The sequence below is a fragment of the Escherichia sp. MOD1-EC7003 genome, assembly GCF_002965065.1.
Taxonomy (GTDB): Bacteria; Pseudomonadota; Gammaproteobacteria; order Enterobacterales; family Enterobacteriaceae; genus Escherichia.
This window is the reverse complement of record NZ_PTRE01000012.1, coordinates 1-20507: the sequence shown is the minus strand read 5'-3', so window position 1 is coordinate 20507 and position 20507 is coordinate 1. Positions and strand designations below refer to the sequence as shown.

Sequence of the window (20507 nt, the reverse complement as noted above, 5' to 3'; positions counted from 1 at the left end):
CGGATGAATAACATCTGGTGGCAGACCAAAGGTCAGGGGAATGTTCATCTTGTGCTGCTGCACGGATGGGGACTGAATGCCGAAGTGTGGCGTTGCATTGACGAGGAACTTAGCTCGCATTTTACACTGCATCTTGTTGATCTGCCCGGCTTCGGGCGCAGCCAGGGGTTTGGTGCGATGTCACTTGCTGATATGGCCGAAGTCGTGCTGCGACAAGCGCCGGACAACGCGATCTGGTTAGGCTGGAGTCTCGGTGGACTGGTGGCAAGCCAGATTGCGATAACCCATCCTGAGCGTGTTCAGGCGCTGGTCACCGTGGCGTCGTCGCCGTGTTTTAGTGTTCGTGACGAGTGGCCGGGGATAAAACCGGACGTGCTGGCGGGATTTCAGCAGCAGCTGAGCGATGATTTTCAGCGTACGGTGGAGCGGTTCCTGGCGTTACAAACCATGGGTACTGAAACGGCCCGCCAGGATGCGCGGGCGTTGAAGAAAACTGTTCTGGCGTTACCGATGCCGGAGGTTGAGGTGCTCAATGGTGGGCTGGAAATTCTGAAAACGGTTGATCTTCGCCAGCTGCTGCAAAACGTACCCATGCCGTTTTTGCGATTGTATGGTTATCTCGATGGTCTGGTGCCGCGCAAAGTGGTGCCGATGCTGGATAAACTCTGGCCGCATAGTGAGTCGTACATTTTCGCCAAAGCGGCCCATGCGCCGTTTATTTCGCATCCGGACGAGTTTTGTCACCTGCTGGTGGCGTTGAAACAAGGTTAACGCAACGCCCACCACTCATGCAGACAGGCTTTGCCTTCCGGGCAGCTTTTACAACTGCCAGAGAGGCAGCCGTCAGCTTCTTCCTGAATCCGCACGGCTTTACCCATACTTTCCAGCTGTTGCAGCATGGCGTTAATCATTGGCTGCGGGGTATTCAGCGTCTGGCTTATCTGGGCCGCTTCCATACGGCCCCGTAACGCCAGTAAATCGCGTACCTGAATAAGTGAAGCCATTAATGGCAATCACCGGTGGTGCTGGCTGCGCAGCAACTGCTTACTGATTTGCGCGTTGCCAGCAGTTCGATATCCACCCGGCTGCGCGCGCGGCGCAGCAGACCGATAACCACGATGTTAAACAGGATAACCGCCAGAATGCACACCAGGCTGTAAGTTGGGTGCTGACTGTAGCTGGCGACCTGATAGAACAATGTTGCCAGCGAGTAAGCGATATTCAGCCCCCACAGGATGGAGAAGGCCATCCAGCCACGGCTTGATTCACGGGCGATGGCGCCCATCACCGAGATGCACGGTACATACAGCAGGACGAAAATCAGGTAGCTGTATGCGGCGGCTGCACTACCGAATTTCTGATCCATCACGCCCATCGCCCCAGTCCCCATTTCGCCGTCGCCTTTGCTCGCTTCAATGGGGTTCATCAGTACGCTAAGGCTGAAGGTGTCTTTCAGGCTCTGCCAGGTTTCATCTACCGCACTGAACAGCTCTTCACCGAGGTTAAATTCCGCTGGATTGAACTCTTCGTCCTGAATATTTTCTGCGGTGTAGAGGGTGTTGAGTGTACCCACCACCACTTCTTTCGCCATTGCGCCCGTAAACAGGCCAACCGTTGCCTGCCAGTTATCTTCATGCACTCCAATCGGCTTGAAGACAGGGGTGATCACCCGGCTGACGGAAGCCAGCGCCGAGTCGTTGATGTTATCGACAATTTTCCCACTCAGAGAGAAGCTGTTGAATGCGCTCAGGAAAATGCTGACGATAATAATCACTTTACCCGCACGCAGAACGAAGCCTTTCAGGCGCTGCCAGGTCTGGATAATCAGGCTTTTAACGTGTGGCACGTGATAGACAGGCAATTCCATGACAAACGGCGTAGCTTCACCGCGCATGATGGTGTACTTGAGCATCAGGCCAGTCAGCACCGCCATCACGATACCCAGCATATACAGCGAGAAGACCGCCAGCGCGCCGTTCTGCCCGAAGAAGGCAGCTGCAAATACTGCAAAGATAGCCAGACGCGCGCCGCAGGACATAAACGGTGCCATCATGATGGTCATCAGGCGTTCACGCGGTGCATCAAGCGTACGTGCGCCCATTACCGACGGTACGTTACAACCGAAACCGACAATCAGTGGTACAAAGGATTTCCCCGGCAAGCCCAGCGCCTGCATCAGGCGGTCCATCACAAACGCCGCACGTGCCATATACCCGGAGTCCTCGAGGAAGGAGAGGAACAGGTACATCATGCCGATCTGCGGCACCAGTGGCAGAACGGTGTTAATACCGCCACCCAGGCCCTGGGCGAGGAAGATAGTCAGCCAGTCCGGGAAGTGGAGCGTGTAGCCAATCCACTGAATACCATGCACAAAGAGTGCCACGGAACCGACGTCAAACAGCGGCTGTAATTCCCCGCCGATGTTGATAGCCAGCAGGAACATCAGGTACATCACAAAGAGGAAAATCGGCAGGCCGAGGAAACGGTTGAGCACGATTTTATCTACCGCAGTGGTGAAACGGCTGGGTTCTGCCGTCAGGGTGTTGCTTACGACATCACAGATGGCAGCAATGCACTGGTAACGCGCATCGGCAATATGCAGCGCCGGATCGTCCATCGCATTACGCAGACGGGCGAGGGCGGCATCAAGATGCTGCGACGCTTCACCGGCGTAGGCGCGGCTGTAGATATCGCCTTCCAGCATTTGCAGGCCCAGCCAACGACGTTGTTTGAGCGGGATGTCGGAAGGCATCACGTTTGCCAGTGAATCTGCTTCGTTGAGCAGCGGCTGTGCGTAATGCACCAGTTCCACATTCTCGTTAGCTTTATAGCGATCAATCGCCAGCTTGAGCGCTTCAATACCCCGACCACGGGTTGAAACCAGCGGGATCACCGGGCAGCCAAGACGCGCCGACAGCGCATCAATTTCAATGCGAATATTTTGCTTCTCGGCAATGTCGAGCATGTTCAACGCCACGATGCAGGGAATGCCGAGTTCCAGCAGTTGCAGCGTCAGGTACAGGTTACGCTCAAGGTTTGACGCATCCACCACGTTAATCAGCAGGTCGGCATCTCCACTCAAAATATAGTGGCAGGCGATTTGCTCATCGAGCGAGGTCTGCGATGAGATGGTGGTCAGAGAATAGGTGCCGGGCAGGTCCACCAGCGTGACCTGATGATCGGTGGTGGAGAATTGCCCTTCTTTACGTTCGACGGTAACACCAGCCCAGTTACCTACACGCTGACGTGCGCCAGTGAGCTGGTTAAATAACGTTGTCTTGCCAGAATTTGGATTACCAATTAAGCCAATGGTTAATTTTTTCATTGTTGTTATCACCGTATTAACAGGAAGCTGCTTCCACTTCTAATAAGGCCAGATCTTTTTTGCGTAATACCAGGCTCACACGACGGGTTTCGATATGAATGGGGTCACCGAGTGGAGCGACGCGCACCACATTAAAAGAGGAGCCAGGTAACATGCCTAGAGAAAGCAGTTTTTGGCGGTATGCCGGACTGATTTCACGGGAAAAGCCAGTGATTTTCCACGTAGTATCTGGAGTGTATTGCATAGGTGCCTACTTGTTTCTCATTAACTGGATAACTACCTCATGGGGCGTTTGACAGCGACATGAGACCAGATGATTTGCCAACGAAGGAGAGATTAAATAATCAACAGAACAATGATAATGAGAATGGTTTTTATCAGCAATACTTAAAATGTGTGCGAATGTTGGTTTGAATAATAATCTGACTCAATGTTGATGTGGCTCAAGGTTATATCGCAGCGAAAATATAATTCGAATAGCGAATTATTCGGACTGGTTAAGGTTTCAACTGTTAACAGTGTGATAAATATTAAGGAGTATATTGTGAGTTTTGCTGTGGAATAAAAATGCCAGAGATATTCTCCGGCATTTTTATGTCACGTTAGGCGTTCGTTGCCAGATGCGGCATGAATGCCTTATCTGGCCTACGATTTCGTGCAAATTCGAACCGTAGGCCAGTCCGGGCGTTTAACGTTTTTTACCCATTGCTGCCGCCAGCGCATCCATCATCGCGCTGTTACCGGTAGGCTGCGCTTCACGACCGCGCGGTTTTGCTGCTGGGCGGTTGTTTTGCGGGCGATCGCTACTGCCGCTGCGACGGGCATTGCTTTCACCTGGCTGCTCGTCCAGACGCATGGTCAGGGCGATACGTTTACGCTGAAGATCCACTTCCAGCACTTTCACCTTCACAATGTCGCCTGCTTTCACCACGGTATGCGGATCTTCCACAAACTTGTTCGACAATGAAGAGATGTGAACCAGGCCGTCCTGATGCACGCCAATATCGACAAACGCGCCAAAGTTGGTGACGTTGGTCACCGCGCCTTCGAGGATCATACCCGGTTGCAGGTCGTTCATTGTCTCGACGCCATCGGCAAACTGAGCGGTTTTAAATTCCGGACGCGGATCGCGCCCCGGTTTTTCCAACTCTTTGATGATGTCGGTTACCGTCGGCACACCGAATTTTTCATCGGTAAAGTCAGACGCTTTCAGGTTACGCAGCTCGCTGCTGTTACCCATCAGATCTTTCAGTGCCTGCTGCGTCGCCGCCAGAATGCGTTCCACGACCGGATAGGCTTCCGGGTGAACGGTAGAGGCGTCCAGTGGGTTATCGCCGTGGTTAATACGCAGGAAGCCTGCGCACTGTTCGAAGGCTTTTGGCCCCAGCCGGCTGACTTTCAGCAGTTGCTGGCGATTCTGGAATTGACCGTTCTCATCGCGCCAGGCAACAATGTTTTGTGCCATCATGCGCGTCAGGCCCGCCACGCGAGTTAACAGCGGAACAGAAGCGGTGTTGAGATCAACACCGACGGCGTTTACGCAGTCTTCCACTACTGCATCCAGTTTGCGGGCCAGTTGTGTCTGGCTGACGTCATGCTGATACTGACCCACGCCGATAGATTTCGGATCGATTTTCACCAGCTCTGCCAGCGGGTCCTGCAAGCGACGAGCGATAGATACCGCGCCACGCAGCGAAACATCAAGGTCCGGGAACTCTTGCGACGCCAGTTCGGAAGCGGAGTAAACCGATGCGCCAGCTTCGCTGACGATCACTTTCTGCGCGGTCACTTTAGGGAACTGCTTCTGGACATCGAGATAGAAACGTTCGGTTTCGCGGGAAGCCGTACCGTTACCGATCGCCACCAGTTCAACGTTATGTTTTTCACACAGGGCAGCAACGGTCATCGCTGCTTTTGCGGCTTGTCCGGTATGTGGATAAATGGTATCGGTTGCCACCAGTTTGCCCGTTGCATCGACCACCGCCACTTTTACCCCAGTACGCAGACCTGGATCGAGGCCCATCGTCGCACGCAGCCCGGCGGGGGCCGCCATCAGCAGATCGTGCAGGTTACGGGCAAAGACGTTAATCGCTTCATCTTCCGCACGTTCGCGCACGGTGCCCATCAGTTCGGTTTCCAGATGCATCAGCACCTTGATGCGCCACGTCCAGCTCACCACGCCTTTGCGCCAGCTATCCGCCGGGGCATTGTTCAGGCGCAGGCCGAGATGATCCATGATGATTTGCTCGCAGTAGCTCTCTTTCGGTGGCTCGTCGAACTGCGGATCGGCATTCAGCGAAAGCTGGAGTATGCCTTCGTTACGACCACGGAACATCGCCAGTGCGCGGTGAGAAGGCACCGTTGACAGCGGTTCGTGATGATCGAAATAGTCGCGGAATTTCGCCCCTTCCTCTTCTTTACCGTTCACCACGGTCGAAACCAGATGCGCGTTCTTCCACAAATAATCACGCACTTTCGCCAGCAGCGCGGCATCTTCGGCAAACCGTTCCATCAGGATATAGCGCGCGCCGTCCAGCGCGGCTTTGGTATCTGCCACGCCTTTATCGGCATCAACATATTGTGCAGCGGCGACTTCTGGCGTGTGTGACGGATCGCTCCACAGCAGGTCAGCCAATGGCTCAAGCCCTGCTTCAATGGCGATTTGCCCGCGGGTGCGGCGTTTAGGTTTGTAGGGCAGGTAGAGGTCTTCGAGTTCGGTTTTGCTTAGGGTGGCGTTGATGGCATTCGCCAGATCATCGGTGAGTTTACCTTGCTCGGAAATGGACTTGAGGATCGCCTGACGTCTCTCTTCCAGCTCGCGCAGATAGCTCAGACGCGTTTCCAGATTACGCAGCTGCGTGTCATCCAGACCGCCAGTGATTTCCTTACGATAACGTGCGATAAACGGCACGGTATTCCCTTCGTCAAGCAGGCGAACGGCAGCGTCAACCTGTTCCGGGCGCGCCTGGATTTCACCCGCAATAATGCGGCAGAACGAATCATTCATCATGGTTTGAGTTCATCTTTTCGGATCAAAAATCAGGGGATAGTTATACGGACTGGCTGGCAAAAATGCCAGCCATCGGCAGGAGGTTAAGACTCTTCCTTACGGTTTCACGTACTCGATGGTATTAACATACCAGCTCGCTTCCCCCGCAGGGGTATTCACCACAGCCAGATCGCCCACCTCTTTTTTCAGCAATGCGCGGGCCATCGGGGAATCGATAGAGATGTAATCTTTACGGCCAAAAATTTCATCGTAGCCGACAATACGGAAACGGTGAGTCACGCCATCGTCGTTTTCAATCTCCACCCACGCGCCAAAAAAGACTTTGCCTTCCTGCTGCGGGGAGTAATCGACGATTTTTAGATTTTCCATGCACTTAGTGAGATAGCGCACGCGACGGTCGATTTCACGCAGGCGCTTTTTATTATACTGATAGTCAGCATTTTCGCTGCGGTCGCCCAGACTTGCAGCCCAGGTCACTTTCTTTGTGACCTCCGGGCGTTCTTCACGCCAGAGATAATTTAGCTCTTGTTTGAGTTTTTCATACCCTTCCCGGGTAATCAGGGGCGTTTTCATCTCGTTGATTTCCCTTTGTCTGTTTGATAATGCGCACATTGGGTATAACGTGATCATATCAACAGAATCAATAATGTTTCGCCGAATAAATTGTATACTTAAGCTGCTGTTTAATATGCTTTGTAACAATTTAGGCTGAAATTCATACCAGATTTAGCTGGTGACGAACGTAAGCTTTTTTAAGAATACACGCTTACAAATTGTTGCGAACCTTTGGGAGTACAAACAATGCAAGAGAACTACAAGATTCTGGTGGTCGATGACGACATGCGTCTGCGTGCGCTGCTGGAACGTTATCTCACCGAACAAGGCTTCCAGGTTCGAAGCGTCGCTAATGCAGAACAGATGGATCGCCTGCTGACTCGTGAATCTTTCCATCTTATGGTACTGGATTTGATGTTACCTGGTGAAGATGGCTTGTCGATTTGCCGACGTCTTCGTAGCCAGAGCAACCCGATGCCGATCATTATGGTGACGGCGAAAGGGGAAGAAGTGGACCGTATCGTTGGCCTGGAGATTGGCGCTGACGACTACATTCCAAAACCGTTTAACCCGCGTGAGCTGCTGGCCCGCATTCGTGCGGTGCTGCGTCGTCAGGCGAACGAGCTGCCAGGCGCACCGTCACAGGAAGAGGCGGTAATTGCTTTTGGTAAGTTCAAACTTAACCTCGGTACGCGCGAAATGTTCCGCGAAGATGAGCCGATGCCGCTCACCAGCGGTGAGTTTGCGGTACTGAAGGCACTGGTCAGCCATCCGCGTGAGCCGCTCTCCCGCGATAAGCTGATGAACCTTGCCCGTGGTCGTGAATATTCCGCAATGGAGCGTTCCATCGACGTGCAGATCTCGCGTCTGCGCCGCATGGTGGAAGAAGATCCGGCGCATCCACGCTACATTCAGACCGTCTGGGGTTTAGGCTACGTTTTTGTACCGGACGGTTCTAAAGCATGAGGCGATTGCGCTTCTCGCCACGAAGTTCATTTGCCCGTACGTTATTGCTCATCGTCACCTTGCTGTTCGCCAGCCTGGTGACGACTTATCTGGTGGTGTTGAACTTCGCGATTTTGCCGAGCCTCCAGCAGTTTAATAAAGTCCTCGCGTACGAAGTTCGCATGTTGATGACCGATAAACTGCAACTGGAGGACGGCACGCAGTTGGTTGTGCCTCCCGCTTTTCGTCGGGAGATCTACCGTGAGCTGGGGATCTCTCTCTATTCCAATGAAGCTGCCGAAGAGGCTGGGCTGCGTTGGGCGCAACACTATGAATTCTTAAGCCATCAGATGGCGCAGCAACTGGGCGGCCCGACGGAAGTGCGCGTTGAGGTCAACAAAAGTTCGCCTGTCGTCTGGCTGAAAACCTGGTTATCTCCCAATATCTGGGTACGCGTGCCGCTGACCGAAATTCATCAGGGCGATTTTTCTCCACTGTTTCGCTATACGTTGGCGATTATGCTACTGGCGATTGGTGGGGCATGGTTGTTTATTCGTATCCAGAATCGACCGTTAGTCGATCTCGAACATGCTGCTTTGCAGGTCGGTAAAGGGATTATTCCACCGCCGCTGCGTGAATATGGCGCTTCGGAGGTGCGTTCGGTTACCCGTGCTTTCAACCATATGGCGGCAGGCGTCAAGCAACTGGCAGATGACCGCACGCTGCTGATGGCAGGGGTAAGCCACGACTTGCGCACGCCGCTCACGCGTATTCGCCTGGCGACCGAGATGATGAGTGAGCAGGATAGTTACCTGGCAGAATCGATCAATAAAGATATCGAAGAGTGCAACGCCATCATTGAGCAGTTTATCGACTACTTGCGCACTGGTCAGGAGATGCCGATGGAACTGGCAGATCTTAATGCGGTGCTCGGTGAAGTGATTGCCGCCGAAAGTGGTTACGAGCGGGAAATTGAAACCGCGCTTTACCCCGGTAATATTGAAGTGAAAATGCACCCGCTGTCGATCAAACGCGCGGTGGCGAATATGGTGGTGAACGCCGCCCGCTATGGCAACGGCTGGATTAAAGTCAGTAGCGGCACGGAGCCGAATCGCGCCTGGTTCCAGGTGGAAGATGACGGTCCGGGTATTGCGCCGGAACAGCGTAAGCACCTGTTCCAACCGTTTGTCCGTGGTGACAGCGCCCGTACTATCAGCGGTACAGGGTTAGGACTGGCGATTGTGCAGCGCATTGTGGATAACCATAACGGGATGCTGGAACTTGGCACCAGCGAGCGGGGCGGGCTTTCCATTCGCGCCTGGCTGCCTGTACCGGTCACGCGGGCGCAGGGCACGACAAAAGAAGGGTAAAAAAACGGGAGGCGAAGGAGTCTCCTGTTTTTTGATAATAAATAAGAAAGGAATCATTATGCTTAGCTCGCAATTCGTCAGAGATGTCGTGCTGGAAGCCATTGTTTTTCAGGACAATGAAAGGATTAATACTGCGACTGAGCAACTTCTGTCAGCGAATAATCCACGCCACTATTTCGATATTCTTAATTTGCTATTAGTTACTTCTGGTCATTACCATCATCAGGAAGTGGCGATGGAACTCCAGCAAATTGGCGATCCGTCCACTATTCCTTATGTCAGGCAGGTCTTTGCTCAAGGATTTGATTACCTCGATTATACGTGCTCGGATTCTGGCGCTATTGCTAAATGGTTCAGCCACCTGCTGTGGAGAATTGGCACACCGGAGGCGCTGGCATTGATTCAGGAATACTCAAAACATCCTGATGAAGGGATTCGTCAAGAAATGCAATATCGGCTTCGACGTATTGCGCAAGTTCAATCTTGATAGGCCCTAAATAATTCGAGTCGCATGAAGGCGGCGATGGGCTATCTGGCAACACCGATAACTCGCGTAAATCAAAGGGAACAGCAAAAATGATCAAGGATCGTATCCAGGAGGCAGTAAACGCACGCCTTGTATTAGGTGATGAGCATTTTGTACCAGAGCCTCCTGTAAGCAAATTCGACGGACGGATCCCGACGCTGGAAAAAAATGTCTGGCGACAAGCCAGCCCACAGCTTCAGGCGCGTTTTACCTGTTGTGGTCGTTGGGTGAGCGCAACACATGGTACCTGGCTGAGTATTCAGGATATGGAAACGCTCTGGTCAGATGAGATTTCAGAGCAATTACTGGACGTAATGAAGTATAACGCACAAGCTTCGCGAGATAACTGGAACGATCATGCATGGGGGTTATTTCGCTCATCACGATTATCACTTTTTGCTGGAAGTGATTCAGGTTATGAAGCTATTTTTCTGCTGTGGCTGGATAATACAGATGAACCTGAACTTTGGGTTTATGATTGTAATGGTGAGTCGAGATATAAAAACCTTGATGATTATCTACTTGCTTATATCAACGACGATCTAAGCGCCAGTGAGCGTTCCTGGAGAGCGGAATAGTAGATGAAACATGAAAATAAAATGGAAAGCACTGAAAATTATATCTACCAACGGCAGTCATTTGGTCCTGAGACCGCACATTATCTCGGTACGGTACAAATTCAGTATACCCCATCAACATACAATACCGCCGTTAATCGATATTACCGCTACATAAAAAATCGATTTAAATGGTGTAACAGGATAATTTTTGTGGTTATTTTTCTGGAAGTCCTGTTGTTTATACCGCAATGGTTGAACTCTTATCATGAAGTTAAACTGACAGGTATAAACGTGTTAACTCTACTGGTCACGTTGTCTTATCTATGGGTAATGTTCCTGTTAATTGTCCGAAGAATTAAAGACTTCAAGCAAAAAACAGCACATGTCGCCTTCACAGAGTCAGCAAAGTATGCGTTTTATAAAGAAGGTATTGTTTTTTATGAATCGCATCAGCAGGGCATACTGCGCTGGGATGATTTTTATCATATTGATTATCAGGAGGATTATTTGTGGCTTTTTCTTCATTTACCAAAGAGTTTTTCCAGAGAAGAGACTAAAGAGCTTAGTGATATTTTTATTCCCGCCAGCGTGATAAAAGCACAGCCTGAACTGGATCGTTTTTTTCGCGAAACACTTCATTCCATGGATTATTTGTCTGCCCCGTTTAATTCAGACAGTAAATAAAAAATCCCCCAACCTTTCGGAAGGGGGATTTCAATTTTTAACTTATTTGATTACAGCTTCGGACCAGCTTCCACCAGTGCGGCACCTGCTGGGGTGTCGGTGTATTTATCGAAGTTATCGATAAACAGTTTCGCCAGAGTTTCAGCTTTTTCCTGCCACTGTTCCGGAGAGGCGTAGGTGTTACGCGGATCGAGGATCTTCGTGTCAACGCCCGGCAGTTCCGTTGGGATCGCCAGGTTAAACATCGGCAGAGTGAAGGTTTCTGCGTTATCCAGCGAACCGTTCAGGATAGCGTCGATAATGGCGCGGGTATCTTTAATGGAGATACGTTTGCCAGTGCCGTTCCAGCCTGTATTAACCAGATATGCCTGCGCGCCAGCCGCCTGCATACGTTTCACCAGCACTTCCGCGTACTGCGTTGGGTGCAGCGACAGGAATGCCGCGCCGAAGCAGGCAGAGAAGGTTGGCGTCGGTTCGGTGATGCCGCGCTCTGTACCGGCCAGTTTGGCGGTGAAGCCAGAGAGGAAGTGGTACTGAGTTTGATCGGCAGTCAGACGAGAAACCGGCGGCAGCACGCCAAAGGCATCGGCGGTCAGGAAGATAACTTTAGTTGCATGGCCCGCTTTGGAAACCGGCTTAACGATGTTTTCGATGTGATAGATCGGATAAGAAACGCGGGTGTTCTCGGTTTTTGAACCATCATCAAAGTCGATAGTGCCATCTTCACGTACGGTGACGTTTTCCAGCAGCGCATCGCGACGGATAGCGTTGTAGATTTCGGGTTCCGCTTCTTTCGACAGCTTGATAGTTTTCGCGTAGCAGCCGCCCTCGAAGTTAAACACGCCGTCATCATCCCAGCCGTGCTCGTCATCGCCAATCAGACGGCGTTTCGGGTCGGTGGAAAGGGTGGTTTTACCGGTGCCGGAAAGGCCGAAGAACACCGCAACATCACCTTTCTCGCCAACGTTGGCAGAGCAGTGCATGGAGGCAATGCCTTTCAGCGGCAGCAGGTAGTTCATCATTGAGAACATCCCTTTCTTCATTTCGCCGCCGTACCAGGTGCCGCCAATCAGCTGCATGCGCTCGGTCAGGTTAAACGCGACAAAGTTTTCAGAGTTCAGACCCTGTTCTTTCCACTGTGGGTTAGTGCACTTTGCGCCGTTCATGACGATAAAGTCAGGTTTGAAACCTTTTAGTTCTTCATCGCTCGGGCGAACAAACATGTTTTTGACGAAATGTGCCTGCCAGGCTACTTCAGTAATGAAGCGTACAGAAAGACGAGTATCCGGGTTAGCGCCACAGAAAGCGTCAACGACAAACAAGCGTTTGCCGGAAAGTTGTTTGGTCACCAGGCCCTTCAGATGTTGCCAGGTTTCCGGGGAGAGCGGTTTGTTGTCGTTTTTACCTTTACCTTTGTCGGACCACCAGAAGGTATCGCGAGTAGTATCGTCACGGACGATATACTTATCTTTTGGTGAACGACCGGTGAAGATCCCGGTATCGACGGCAACGGCGCCCAGATTAGTTAACACCCCGCGCTCATAACCAGTCAGGCTCGGATCGAGCTCTTCCTGATACAGCAGGTCGTAGCTTGGATTGTAAACGATATCATGTACGTCACTGATACCATAAGCCTCGAGTTCTTGCGGGGTCAAACCATTGTTAACACGCATTTCACTGCTCCTTAGCCAATATGTATTGCCTGAATAGTAAAGTCTTTTGGGGGGGATTAACCGCGACAAGGCTCATAGATTTACGTATCTGGAGAAATTCATATTTGACAAAAAACTCCGTGATTCCTGTCACGAAACGGTTGCTATTATCGCAGAAATAGCATTTTAGGTGTGGAAAATGTTCTTAAAAGGTTAAAATTTAGTTTATATGACGGCAATGTTGTGAGTGGAATCGCATTCCTGAATGTAATTGATGAAAATTCAATTGGTAAAGTATCGATTCACCACGCTAACTTTTTTTGATTATTTTCTGAGAAAAGCGAAATACTACTGCCCGGATGCGATAATTAACCCACCTTTTGATTCTGGATAACTAACATGGATAACGTTGAACTTTCACCGGCAACACGCTGGGGGATGATTGCTACAGGATTACTTCAGGGGCTGGTTTGCTACCTGCTGATCACCTGGCTTGCCGGAAAAAATCACTGCTGGATTGTTTATGGCGTGCCTGCGACCGTCGCGTTTTCATCCGTTTTACTCTTCTCCGTGATCTCCTTTAAACAGAAGCGCCTTTGGGGATGGCTGACGCTGGTGTTTATTGCCACGCTAGGGATGAGCGGCTGGCTGAAGTGGCAAACTGATGGCATGACCCCCTGGAGAGCTGAAAAGGCGCTTTGGGATTTTGGCTGCTATCTGCTGCTGATGGCAATGTTGTTGCTACCGTGGATACAACAAAGCCTTCGCATCCGCAATGACAGTACCCGCTATAGCTACTTTTACCAGTCAGTATGGCATAACGTATTTATATTACTGGTGATTTTTCTCGCTAATGGCCTGACATGGCTGGTACTTTTACTGTGGAGTGAGTTGTTTAAACTTGTTGGCATCACGTTTTTCAAAACGCTCTTTTTTGCAACCGACTGGTTTATTTATCTTACGTTAGGCCTAATTACCGCGCTGGCGGTGATCCTCGCGCGGACACAGTCACGTTTAATCGACTCTATTCCAAAGTTGTTCACGTTAATCGCCACGGGGTTGCTGCCGTTAGTATCATTGCTAACCTTGATGTTTATTATTACCCTGCCGTTTACGGGCCTGAGCGCGATTTCTCGCCACATCTCTGCCGCCGGATTGCTTTTGACGCTGGCCTTTTTGCAATTGATCTTAATGGCTATTGTCCGCGATCCGCAAAAAGCGTCTCTTCCCTGGACGGGGCCGTTGCGTTGCCTGATTAAAACAGCTCTGTTGGTTGCCCCGCTGTATGTATTCGTCGCTGCCTGGGCGTTATGGCTGCGGGTCGCTCAATACGGCTGGACTGTTGACCGCTTGCAGAGCGCGCTGGCGGTAGTGGTGTTACTGGTCTGGTCGCTGGGGTATTTTGTCAGTATCGTCTGGCGTAAAGGGCAAAATCCCCTTGTTTTTCAGGGCAAAGTGAACCTCGCGGTTTCGTTATTGGTACTGGCAATGCTGGTGCTTCTTAATTCGCCGGTGCTGGACGGTAAGCGTATTAGCGTGAACAGTCATATGGCGCGTTATCAGAGTGGCAAAAACACGCCAGACCAGGTAAGTATCTATATGCTTGAACAGAGCGGTCGCTATGGACGTGCGGCGCTTGAGTCGTTGAAAAGCGACGCAGAGTATATGAAAGACCCGAAACGCAGGAGGGGATTGCTGATGGTGTTTGAGGGAGTACAAGGTCTTCAGCAGCAGATATCGGAAAAAGCATTAGCCGATAATGTGTTAATTGCACCAGGTTCTGGCAAGCCGGATGCGACATTCTGGTCGGCTGTGATGAAAAATCGCTATAACGCAATGATATGTATTGAAAAAAATGCTTGCGTGTTGGTGGAGCAAGATCTGAATAGTGATGGTCAGGCAGAGCGGCTCCTGTTTGCCTTTAATGATGAAAGAGTCATTGTTTATGGCTTTGAGTCTGATAAAAAAGAATGGCAAGAGCTTACGATAAGTTTACTTCCGCGCGAAATAACAAAAGAAAAATTACTCACAGCTGTGAAGGAGGGAAAATTGGGGACGAAGCCTAAAGGGTGGCGCGATCTTACGGTGGATGGTGAAACGCTGGATTTGAATCTGAATGAGTGACAATGCGTATCTGATTTTTGTCAGATGAGGCGCTTTATCTAACCTACAATAACTTGCGATTTATACCGTAGGCCTGATAAGCGCAGCGCATCAGGCAATTTCGTCATGAAATCCGGCAGAGCTCTCTCTGCCGGACATACTCATTAATGAACCTGCGGATCTGCCGGAGACGCGTTGTTGCGAATTTCGGCAATATCCATCGCATTGAACAGATAGTGGTTACCGCAGTAATCACAATGCATATCAATTTCGCCTTCTTCTGCCAGAATTCTATCCACTTCTTCATCAGGCAGCGTTTTCAGCGCATCGGCGCAACGTTCACGCGAGCAGGTGCATTTGAATTCCACATCCTGCGGATCGTAAACCGTCACTTCTTCTTCGTGATACAAACGCCACAACACTTCGTTTGCCGGTAGAGTCAGCAGTTCTTCGGTTTTGATGGTTTCAGTTAGCGTCGCCAGGTGGTCAAAGTCGTCCTGCTGGGCATTTTGCGCAGGCATTACCTGCAACAACATACCGCCCGCAGCCGGTTTGCCGTCTACGTCGCCGGTGCGAATAAACAGGCGCGTCGGCAGTTGTTCAGAACGCATAAAGTAATCTTCCAGGCAGGCCGCCAGGGTATCACCTTCCAGACCCACCACGCCCTGATAGCGTTCGCCTTCGCTTGGGGTAATGGTGATCACTACGTAACCATTGCCGACCAGCGTTTTCAGGTCGGCATTTTCCGGAATTTCACCCTGCACGCGCGCCACACCACGCATCTGCTGGTTGTTATTACCGTTAATAACCGCCAGATTCATCGGGCCGTCGCCTTGCAGCTGTACGGTGATATCACCATCAAACTTCAGCGTAGCGGTTAACAGGCTGGTCGCAACCAGCAGTTCTGCCAGCACGTTTTTAACGGGCTGCGGATAATCGTGATTCTCAAGGATCTGTTGCAGGGTTTCCGAAACGGTTACCAGCTCGCCGCGCACGGCAAAGTTTTCAAACAGATAGCGATGTAATTGGTCATGTTGCGGCATAATCATCTCTCTTGCAGGTGACAGTTATTCACTGTCGCCATGTTTAAATCGTAACAGGTCGCGGCGCTCTTTTTTGTCCGGGCGTCGGTCCGGGTGCGGCATGGTTAAGGCATTAAGTTTGCGAGCCAGCGCCACTTTTTCGCGTTTCTCTACACTTTCCGCAGTCTCTTCATACAGCAAGGCTGCCTCGCTGGCGGGGCGACGCTGTTCAGTAATCGCCTTTACAATCACCGTTCGTTCGTCATTTCCCTGGCGCAGTGTGAGCGTGGCATTCAGCTCGACGATTTTGCTCGGCTTGCTGCGCTGCCCGTTGTAATGCACCTTACCGCCTTCAATCATTTCACGGGCCAGCGCGCGGGTTTTATAAAAACGGGCGGCCCATAGCCATTTATCCAGTCGAACCTCAATAGCAGGTTTCTCTTTCATGGCGCCTCCTTCACATTAGTGAGGGGATCAGGCGGCGGTAGTCATTCAGTGACGGATGGCGCTGATACTGTTTCTCGGCAATCCCGGAGTCAGGATTAGTCACGCCGAGGCAGTAACGAATACCAAATTGCGCGGCAGCATCGAGAATCGCTTCACTGTCATCAATAAACAGCGTTCTTTCAGCTTTCAGACCCGTAGCTTCGGCCACCGCATGCCATAACCGCTGATCCTCTTTCGGATAACCAAATGTGTGGGTGGAAAGTAATAAATCAAGGTGTGCGTCAAGACCGGTATGCTCAAGTTTTACCGCCAGGTTGTGCGGATGTGCATTGGTGAGCAAAATTCGCTGCTTACCGCTGGCTTTCAGTGCCTCAAGAAACGGAATGGTATCTTCACGCAGTACGGCGCGCGGTCCCATCTCGGTGGTCATCGCACAGATATCCAGGCCCAGTTGCTCACTCCAGTAATCAAGACAGTACCAGTTTAGCGTATGCTGCACGTCGTGATATTGCTGACGCATATATTCCATCGCTTCTTGTGGCGTGACCCCGTTTTTCGCGCCCCATGTTTCAGGCACCAGCTTTTGCCAGAAATAGTTATCGAAGGCGAGGTCGAGCAACGTGCCGTCCATATCCAGCAGAACGGTATCTACGTCTTGCCAGGCAATGTTGATATGCATGGGGAAGTCTCCAGAGTGAAGCAATTTGCGCGACAGGGTAGCATAACCTGCCGCGCAAACGTGTTATTCGATAAGGCTTTCTGAAGGGGGGATCAGTTGCGGATTCATGCAGCTTTCATAATAGGCCTGAATTTTCATCATGCGAGTGCGATGACGCTGGTAACGACGCCAGGCCTTTACGCAATTATAGATGGCGCTACCCAGCATCGTCAGTAGCAGTAGTGTGGTGCTGAGATAGCGCCACTGGCCGGAACTATCCGGGATCGGATGAAGGCCAATATGCTGTGTACCATTGGCGTCAGTGAAGATTTTTGTGACGATACCTTCGGCGTTAAATGGCGTATGCATCAGCATTTGTGCCAGTTTCTGGAAAGCGTTCCACTGTTCTTGCGGCGGGTAGTCGTAAAGTGATGCCGAAGGCCAGGGCTGATCAACAAAATCGCTGCCTTCGTCGCTGACAATCAGGAATCCACCGGGGGCCGGACTGTTTAGTGATTGTGCCGCTCGCGCCGTTTCGTGAGTGATAAACGGCGCGGTGGAGGTTGCCACCAGGTTATCCAGCGATTCCGCGCTTACTGGTCTTAATAACACATTCACGCCATCGAGTTTCCCGGCGTTGGCGCGTTTTACCAGCGCGTCCCAGTCTTTACTATTGCCGAGATTGACCAGCGCATTTTTCAGTCGCACACAGTCATCTTTGGCAGAACACAGGTCCGCTGTCTTCAGTACAATGTCGCCAAAATCATCTAGTAATACCATGCCGGATTTTTGAATCGCTGAACGTAATGAGGCGCTGACGCGAGATTCATCTTCCGGTTTAGGGTGCAGCTGGCGACTAACTGCTTCAGTCAATGCCGTCGCTTTGTTAACCAGTTCAGATTCTGGTAATGGCAATGAGCGGGCGTCGTTCCAGATGATCTGCGAGCAGTCAAAGGGTAAAAAAGGTGAATTGGTTTTCGCGCTCCAGGTTCCGGAAGTGCGAATATTACACATTCCCGTACCGCTAATACGCAATGTATCACCGACCCGCACGCCAGAGTCAGCCAGTTGTTTTACGCTGGTGGCTTCAATGGCCTGCGCGCCTTTCATCCACGAGAGGGTGAGTTTCAGCGGCATATCCAGCGGGATCCAGAATAACAGCATAAACAGCACCAGCAGCGAGCCCGCTGCGATAATCGTACTGCGCAGCCAGTGCTGTAACGGAAAGTTTTTCACTTCATCATGCAGCGAAAGATAACGTCCCTGACGTACCACGTGGCGGTCGAGATAGATATCGATATCGGTTTGTTGACCGAGGTCCTGGGCAATATAGGGCTGCCAGTGAGCGGGATAGACCAGGTCGATAATACCGAGTGAAATATTATTGATCTGTTCCTGATCGTTTTCGCCAAACAATCCCCAGCGGCGTGGTGTGCCGCGCAGACAATGAATTTCTCGCAGGGAGGATTTTGCCGGAGGGGCGAATAGCCCCCACAGACCTGCGCCCAGCAGCAGTAACGCGCCGCCAGCCAGCCAGGGAACAAATACATCCGGTGTCATCAGGCAGAAAAAGAACATCAGGAAGGAGGCGACAATCAGCAACGCTTCGCGCAGCCCGCGCGGACGACTCAGCGCATATTCTTCGTGCGTTTCTTTGCGAATATTGAGTAGCTCGATTTGCTCGCTCTCTTCCCCGCGAATCGACGCCTGCATTGACGGAACAGGTTGCATGGCATAGCCGCGAGTTTCCTGCATGTACTCCTGCAGCGTATGACCGTTGAGTGAAATAACCAGCGGCAGCGAATCGGTATGAATCAGTTCAACGGTATTTTCATCGTTGATGTACTGCTCCCAGAAAGGGGGCAGGTGGACTTCTACCGAATCGAGGTAGTAACGCCATTTATTCGGATCGTCGGTAGAGATGCCGTAACGCGTGATAGCGTGTGTCAGCATCATGACGTTGTTGCTTTCGGCATTCAGCGTCAGAGAGATTGGCGCTGCGCTGGCTCCCGTTGGGCCTGGCATCTGTAATACCTGCGTCAGGCTCTCAAGATAACTTTCAACGGCGCTACGTTCTTCAGGTGTGAGTTTGCGCGTTTGCGCATCTGCGAAAGCGTTGGTCCAGGGCAGTTGACGCCGCCTGGATCGCATTTTTATCTGCCATCCCGCAAGTAGTGAGCAGGCCAGCAAAGCAGCTAAAAAAATCACAATGGTGCTCATGCTTTCCCCATCTTACTTAGTCTGTCAGGCGTGGTCAGTCGCACCGGACACAATACATGATTCTGCGGTTGGCTATCGGCAAGCGTGGAGTTTAACTTGAGCATCATTAAGCACATCACAGTAACTGCTGATCATAGCAAACCCTCTGAAGGCGGAATATCAGCAAATTCCTGGAGTTATTTCAACCTATTGACTTTTAATTTGATTTGAAAACGATTATTTATTAAGTTACATAAATGTAAATAATATGCAATTCGCATTGCCGAAAGCGTATCCGATATCGCACAATAACCGCTGATTTCACAGCATAGATCCCACGATGAGCAAATCATTACAAAAACCCACCATTCTGAATGTTGAAACTGTAGCCCGTTCCCGACTGTTTACCGTCGAAAGTGTGGATCTGGAGTTCAGCAATGGCGTGCGGCGTGTTTATGAACGAATGCGTCCAACCAACCGGGAAGCGGTGATGATTGTGCCAATTGTGGACGATCACCTGATCCTGATCCGCGAATACGCAGTGGGAACTGAATCCTACGAATTAGGTTTTTCGAAAGGATTAATTGATCCGGGTGAAAGCGTCTACGAAGCGGCTAACCGCGAGCTAAAAGAAGAGGTGGGATTTGGTGCTAACGATCTGACTTTTTTGAAGAAGCTCAGCATGGCACCGTCTTACTTTTCCAGCAAAATGAATATCGTGGTTGCGCAAAATCTCTACCCGGAATCGCTGGAAGGCGATGAGCCAGAGCCGCTACCACAGGTGCGCTGGCCGCTGGCGCGTATGATGGATTTGCTGGAGGACCCTGACTTCAATGAAGCGCGTAATGTTAGCGCGCTGTTCCTTGTGCGCGAGTGGTTGAAGGGGCAGGGGCGGGTGTAAATACGTGAAGTTTGCCTGATGCGCTGCGTTTATCAGGCCTACATAATCTCTGCAATCTATTGAAACTGCCTGTTTTTGTAGGCCGGATAAGGCGTACACGCCGCATCCGGCATAAACAAAGTGCGCTTTGTCAGCAAACTTGCCTGATGCGCTGTGCTTATCAGGCCTACATAATCTCTGCAATCTATTGAAACTGCCTGTTTTTTGTAGGCCGGATAAGGCGTACACGCCGCATCCGGCATAAACAAAGTGCACTTTGTCAGCAAACTTGCCAGATGCGCTTATCAGGCCTACATAATCTCTGCAATCTATTGAAACTGCCTGTTTTTGTAGGCCGGATAAGGCGTACACGCCGCATCCGGCATAAACAAAGTGCACTTTGTCAGCAAATTTGCCTGATGCGCTGCGCTTATCAGGCCTACGTAATCTCTGCAATCTATTGAAATTGCCTGTTTTTGTAGGCCGGATAAGGCGTACACGCCGCATCCGGCATAAACAAAGTGCGCTTTGTCAGCAAACTTGCCTGATGCGCTGCGCTTATCAGGCCTAC

General features: G+C 51.0%; 18 protein-coding genes. 8 read left to right on the top strand and 10 right to left on the bottom strand.

The window, feature by feature from the left end; translation table 11 throughout:
- Positions 1 to 3: 3 nt before the first annotated feature.
- On the top strand, positions 4 to 771 hold the full coding sequence (gene bioH / locus A7090_RS01465) for a pimeloyl-ACP methyl ester esterase BioH (protein WP_105272740.1): 768 nt from the start codon (positions 4 to 6) through the stop codon (positions 769 to 771).
- Here the strand turns inward: bioH and feoC are convergent.
- From feoC to greB, 5 genes are all read right to left on the bottom strand, one after another.
- Positions 768 to 1004 carry a [Fe-S]-dependent transcriptional repressor FeoC gene (gene feoC / locus A7090_RS01460; RefSeq protein WP_105272739.1) on the bottom strand — a complete coding sequence of 79 codons (237 nt, stop codon included), beginning with the start codon at positions 1002 to 1004 and terminating at the stop codon, positions 768 to 770. The two genes, bioH and feoC, sit on opposite strands and share 4 nt — an antisense overlap.
- Entirely contained in the window at positions 1004 to 3325 is a 2322-nt protein-coding gene (gene feoB, locus A7090_RS01455) for a Fe(2+) transporter permease subunit FeoB (RefSeq protein ID WP_105272738.1), read from the bottom strand. Before feoB ends, feoC begins: the two co-directional genes overlap by 1 nt.
- A 16-nt stretch (positions 3326 to 3341) precedes the next feature.
- Positions 3342 to 3569 (bottom strand): ferrous iron transporter A, encoded by a 228-nt coding sequence (feoA, locus tag A7090_RS01450; RefSeq protein ID WP_105272737.1) that lies wholly within the window; start codon positions 3567 to 3569, stop codon positions 3342 to 3344.
- A gap of 444 nt (positions 3570 to 4013) precedes the next feature.
- The gene (locus A7090_RS01440; protein WP_105272736.1) at positions 4014 to 6335 is read right to left on the bottom strand and encodes a Tex family protein; all 2322 of its coding nucleotides are present in this window, start codon (positions 6333 to 6335) and stop codon (positions 4014 to 4016) included.
- Between the two features lie 96 nt (positions 6336 to 6431).
- The gene (gene greB / locus A7090_RS01435) at positions 6432 to 6908 is read right to left on the bottom strand and encodes a transcription elongation factor GreB (protein WP_105272735.1); all 477 of its coding nucleotides are present in this window, start codon (positions 6906 to 6908) and stop codon (positions 6432 to 6434) included.
- A 228-nt stretch (positions 6909 to 7136) separates the two neighbouring features.
- Here greB and ompR point away from each other — a divergent pair, with 228 nt between their 5' ends.
- The 5 genes from ompR (at position 7137) to A7090_RS01405 (ending at position 10975) form a co-directional block, all read left to right on the top strand.
- Entirely contained in the window at positions 7137 to 7856 is a 720-nt protein-coding gene (gene ompR, locus A7090_RS01425) for an osmolarity response regulator transcription factor OmpR (RefSeq protein ID WP_001157751.1), read from the top strand.
- Positions 7853 to 9205, top strand: a complete 1353-nt coding sequence (envZ, locus tag A7090_RS01420) for a two-component system sensor histidine kinase EnvZ (RefSeq protein WP_105272734.1) — start codon at positions 7853 to 7855, stop codon at positions 9203 to 9205. Before ompR ends, envZ begins: the two co-directional genes overlap by 4 nt.
- A gap of 58 nt (positions 9206 to 9263) precedes the next feature.
- Positions 9264 to 9692 carry a hypothetical protein gene (locus tag A7090_RS01415; protein ID WP_105272733.1) on the top strand — a complete coding sequence of 143 codons (429 nt, stop codon included), beginning with the start codon at positions 9264 to 9266 and terminating at the stop codon, positions 9690 to 9692.
- A gap of 89 nt (positions 9693 to 9781) precedes the next feature.
- Positions 9782 to 10309: a hypothetical protein gene (locus tag A7090_RS01410; protein ID WP_105272732.1), complete on the top strand. Its 528-nt coding sequence runs from the start codon at positions 9782 to 9784 to the stop codon at positions 10307 to 10309.
- 3 nt (positions 10310 to 10312) lie between these two features.
- The gene (locus A7090_RS01405) at positions 10313 to 10975 is read left to right on the top strand and encodes a hypothetical protein (RefSeq protein ID WP_241957260.1); all 663 of its coding nucleotides are present in this window, start codon (positions 10313 to 10315) and stop codon (positions 10973 to 10975) included.
- Between the two features lie 50 nt (positions 10976 to 11025).
- Here the strand turns inward: A7090_RS01405 and pckA are convergent, their stop codons facing one another.
- The gene (gene pckA, locus A7090_RS01400) at positions 11026 to 12648 is read right to left on the bottom strand and encodes a phosphoenolpyruvate carboxykinase (ATP) (protein ID WP_105272731.1); all 1623 of its coding nucleotides are present in this window, start codon (positions 12646 to 12648) and stop codon (positions 11026 to 11028) included.
- A gap of 378 nt (positions 12649 to 13026) precedes the next feature.
- Between pckA and A7090_RS01390 the strand changes: the two genes are divergently transcribed.
- Positions 13027 to 14751, top strand: coding sequence for a DUF4153 domain-containing protein (locus tag A7090_RS01390; RefSeq protein WP_105272729.1), 1725 nt, complete (start codon positions 13027 to 13029; stop codon positions 14749 to 14751).
- 143 nt (positions 14752 to 14894) lie between these two features.
- On the opposite strand, the gene hslO is transcribed toward A7090_RS01390, so the two are convergent.
- The 4 genes from hslO to igaA form a co-directional block, all read right to left on the bottom strand.
- A complete protein-coding gene (gene hslO, locus A7090_RS01385) occupies positions 14895 to 15773 on the bottom strand; it encodes an Hsp33 family molecular chaperone HslO (RefSeq protein WP_105272773.1) in 879 nt (292 codons plus the stop codon).
- A 24-nt stretch (positions 15774 to 15797) separates the two neighbouring features.
- Entirely contained in the window at positions 15798 to 16199 is a 402-nt protein-coding gene (hslR, locus tag A7090_RS01380) for a ribosome-associated heat shock protein Hsp15 (RefSeq protein WP_105272728.1), read from the bottom strand.
- Between the two features lie 10 nt (positions 16200 to 16209).
- Positions 16210 to 16878: a GMP/IMP nucleotidase gene (gene yrfG / locus A7090_RS01375; protein WP_001295168.1), complete on the bottom strand. Its 669-nt coding sequence runs from the start codon at positions 16876 to 16878 to the stop codon at positions 16210 to 16212.
- A 63-nt stretch (positions 16879 to 16941) separates the two neighbouring features.
- Positions 16942 to 19077 (bottom strand): intracellular growth attenuator protein IgaA, encoded by a 2136-nt coding sequence (gene igaA, locus A7090_RS01370; protein ID WP_105272727.1) that lies wholly within the window; start codon positions 19075 to 19077, stop codon positions 16942 to 16944.
- A 319-nt stretch (positions 19078 to 19396) separates the two neighbouring features.
- Between igaA and nudE the strand changes: the two genes are divergently transcribed.
- Positions 19397 to 19957 carry an ADP compounds hydrolase NudE gene (gene nudE, locus A7090_RS01365; protein WP_105272726.1) on the top strand — a complete coding sequence of 187 codons (561 nt, stop codon included), beginning with the start codon at positions 19397 to 19399 and terminating at the stop codon, positions 19955 to 19957.
- Positions 19958 to 20507 lie beyond the last annotated feature (550 nt).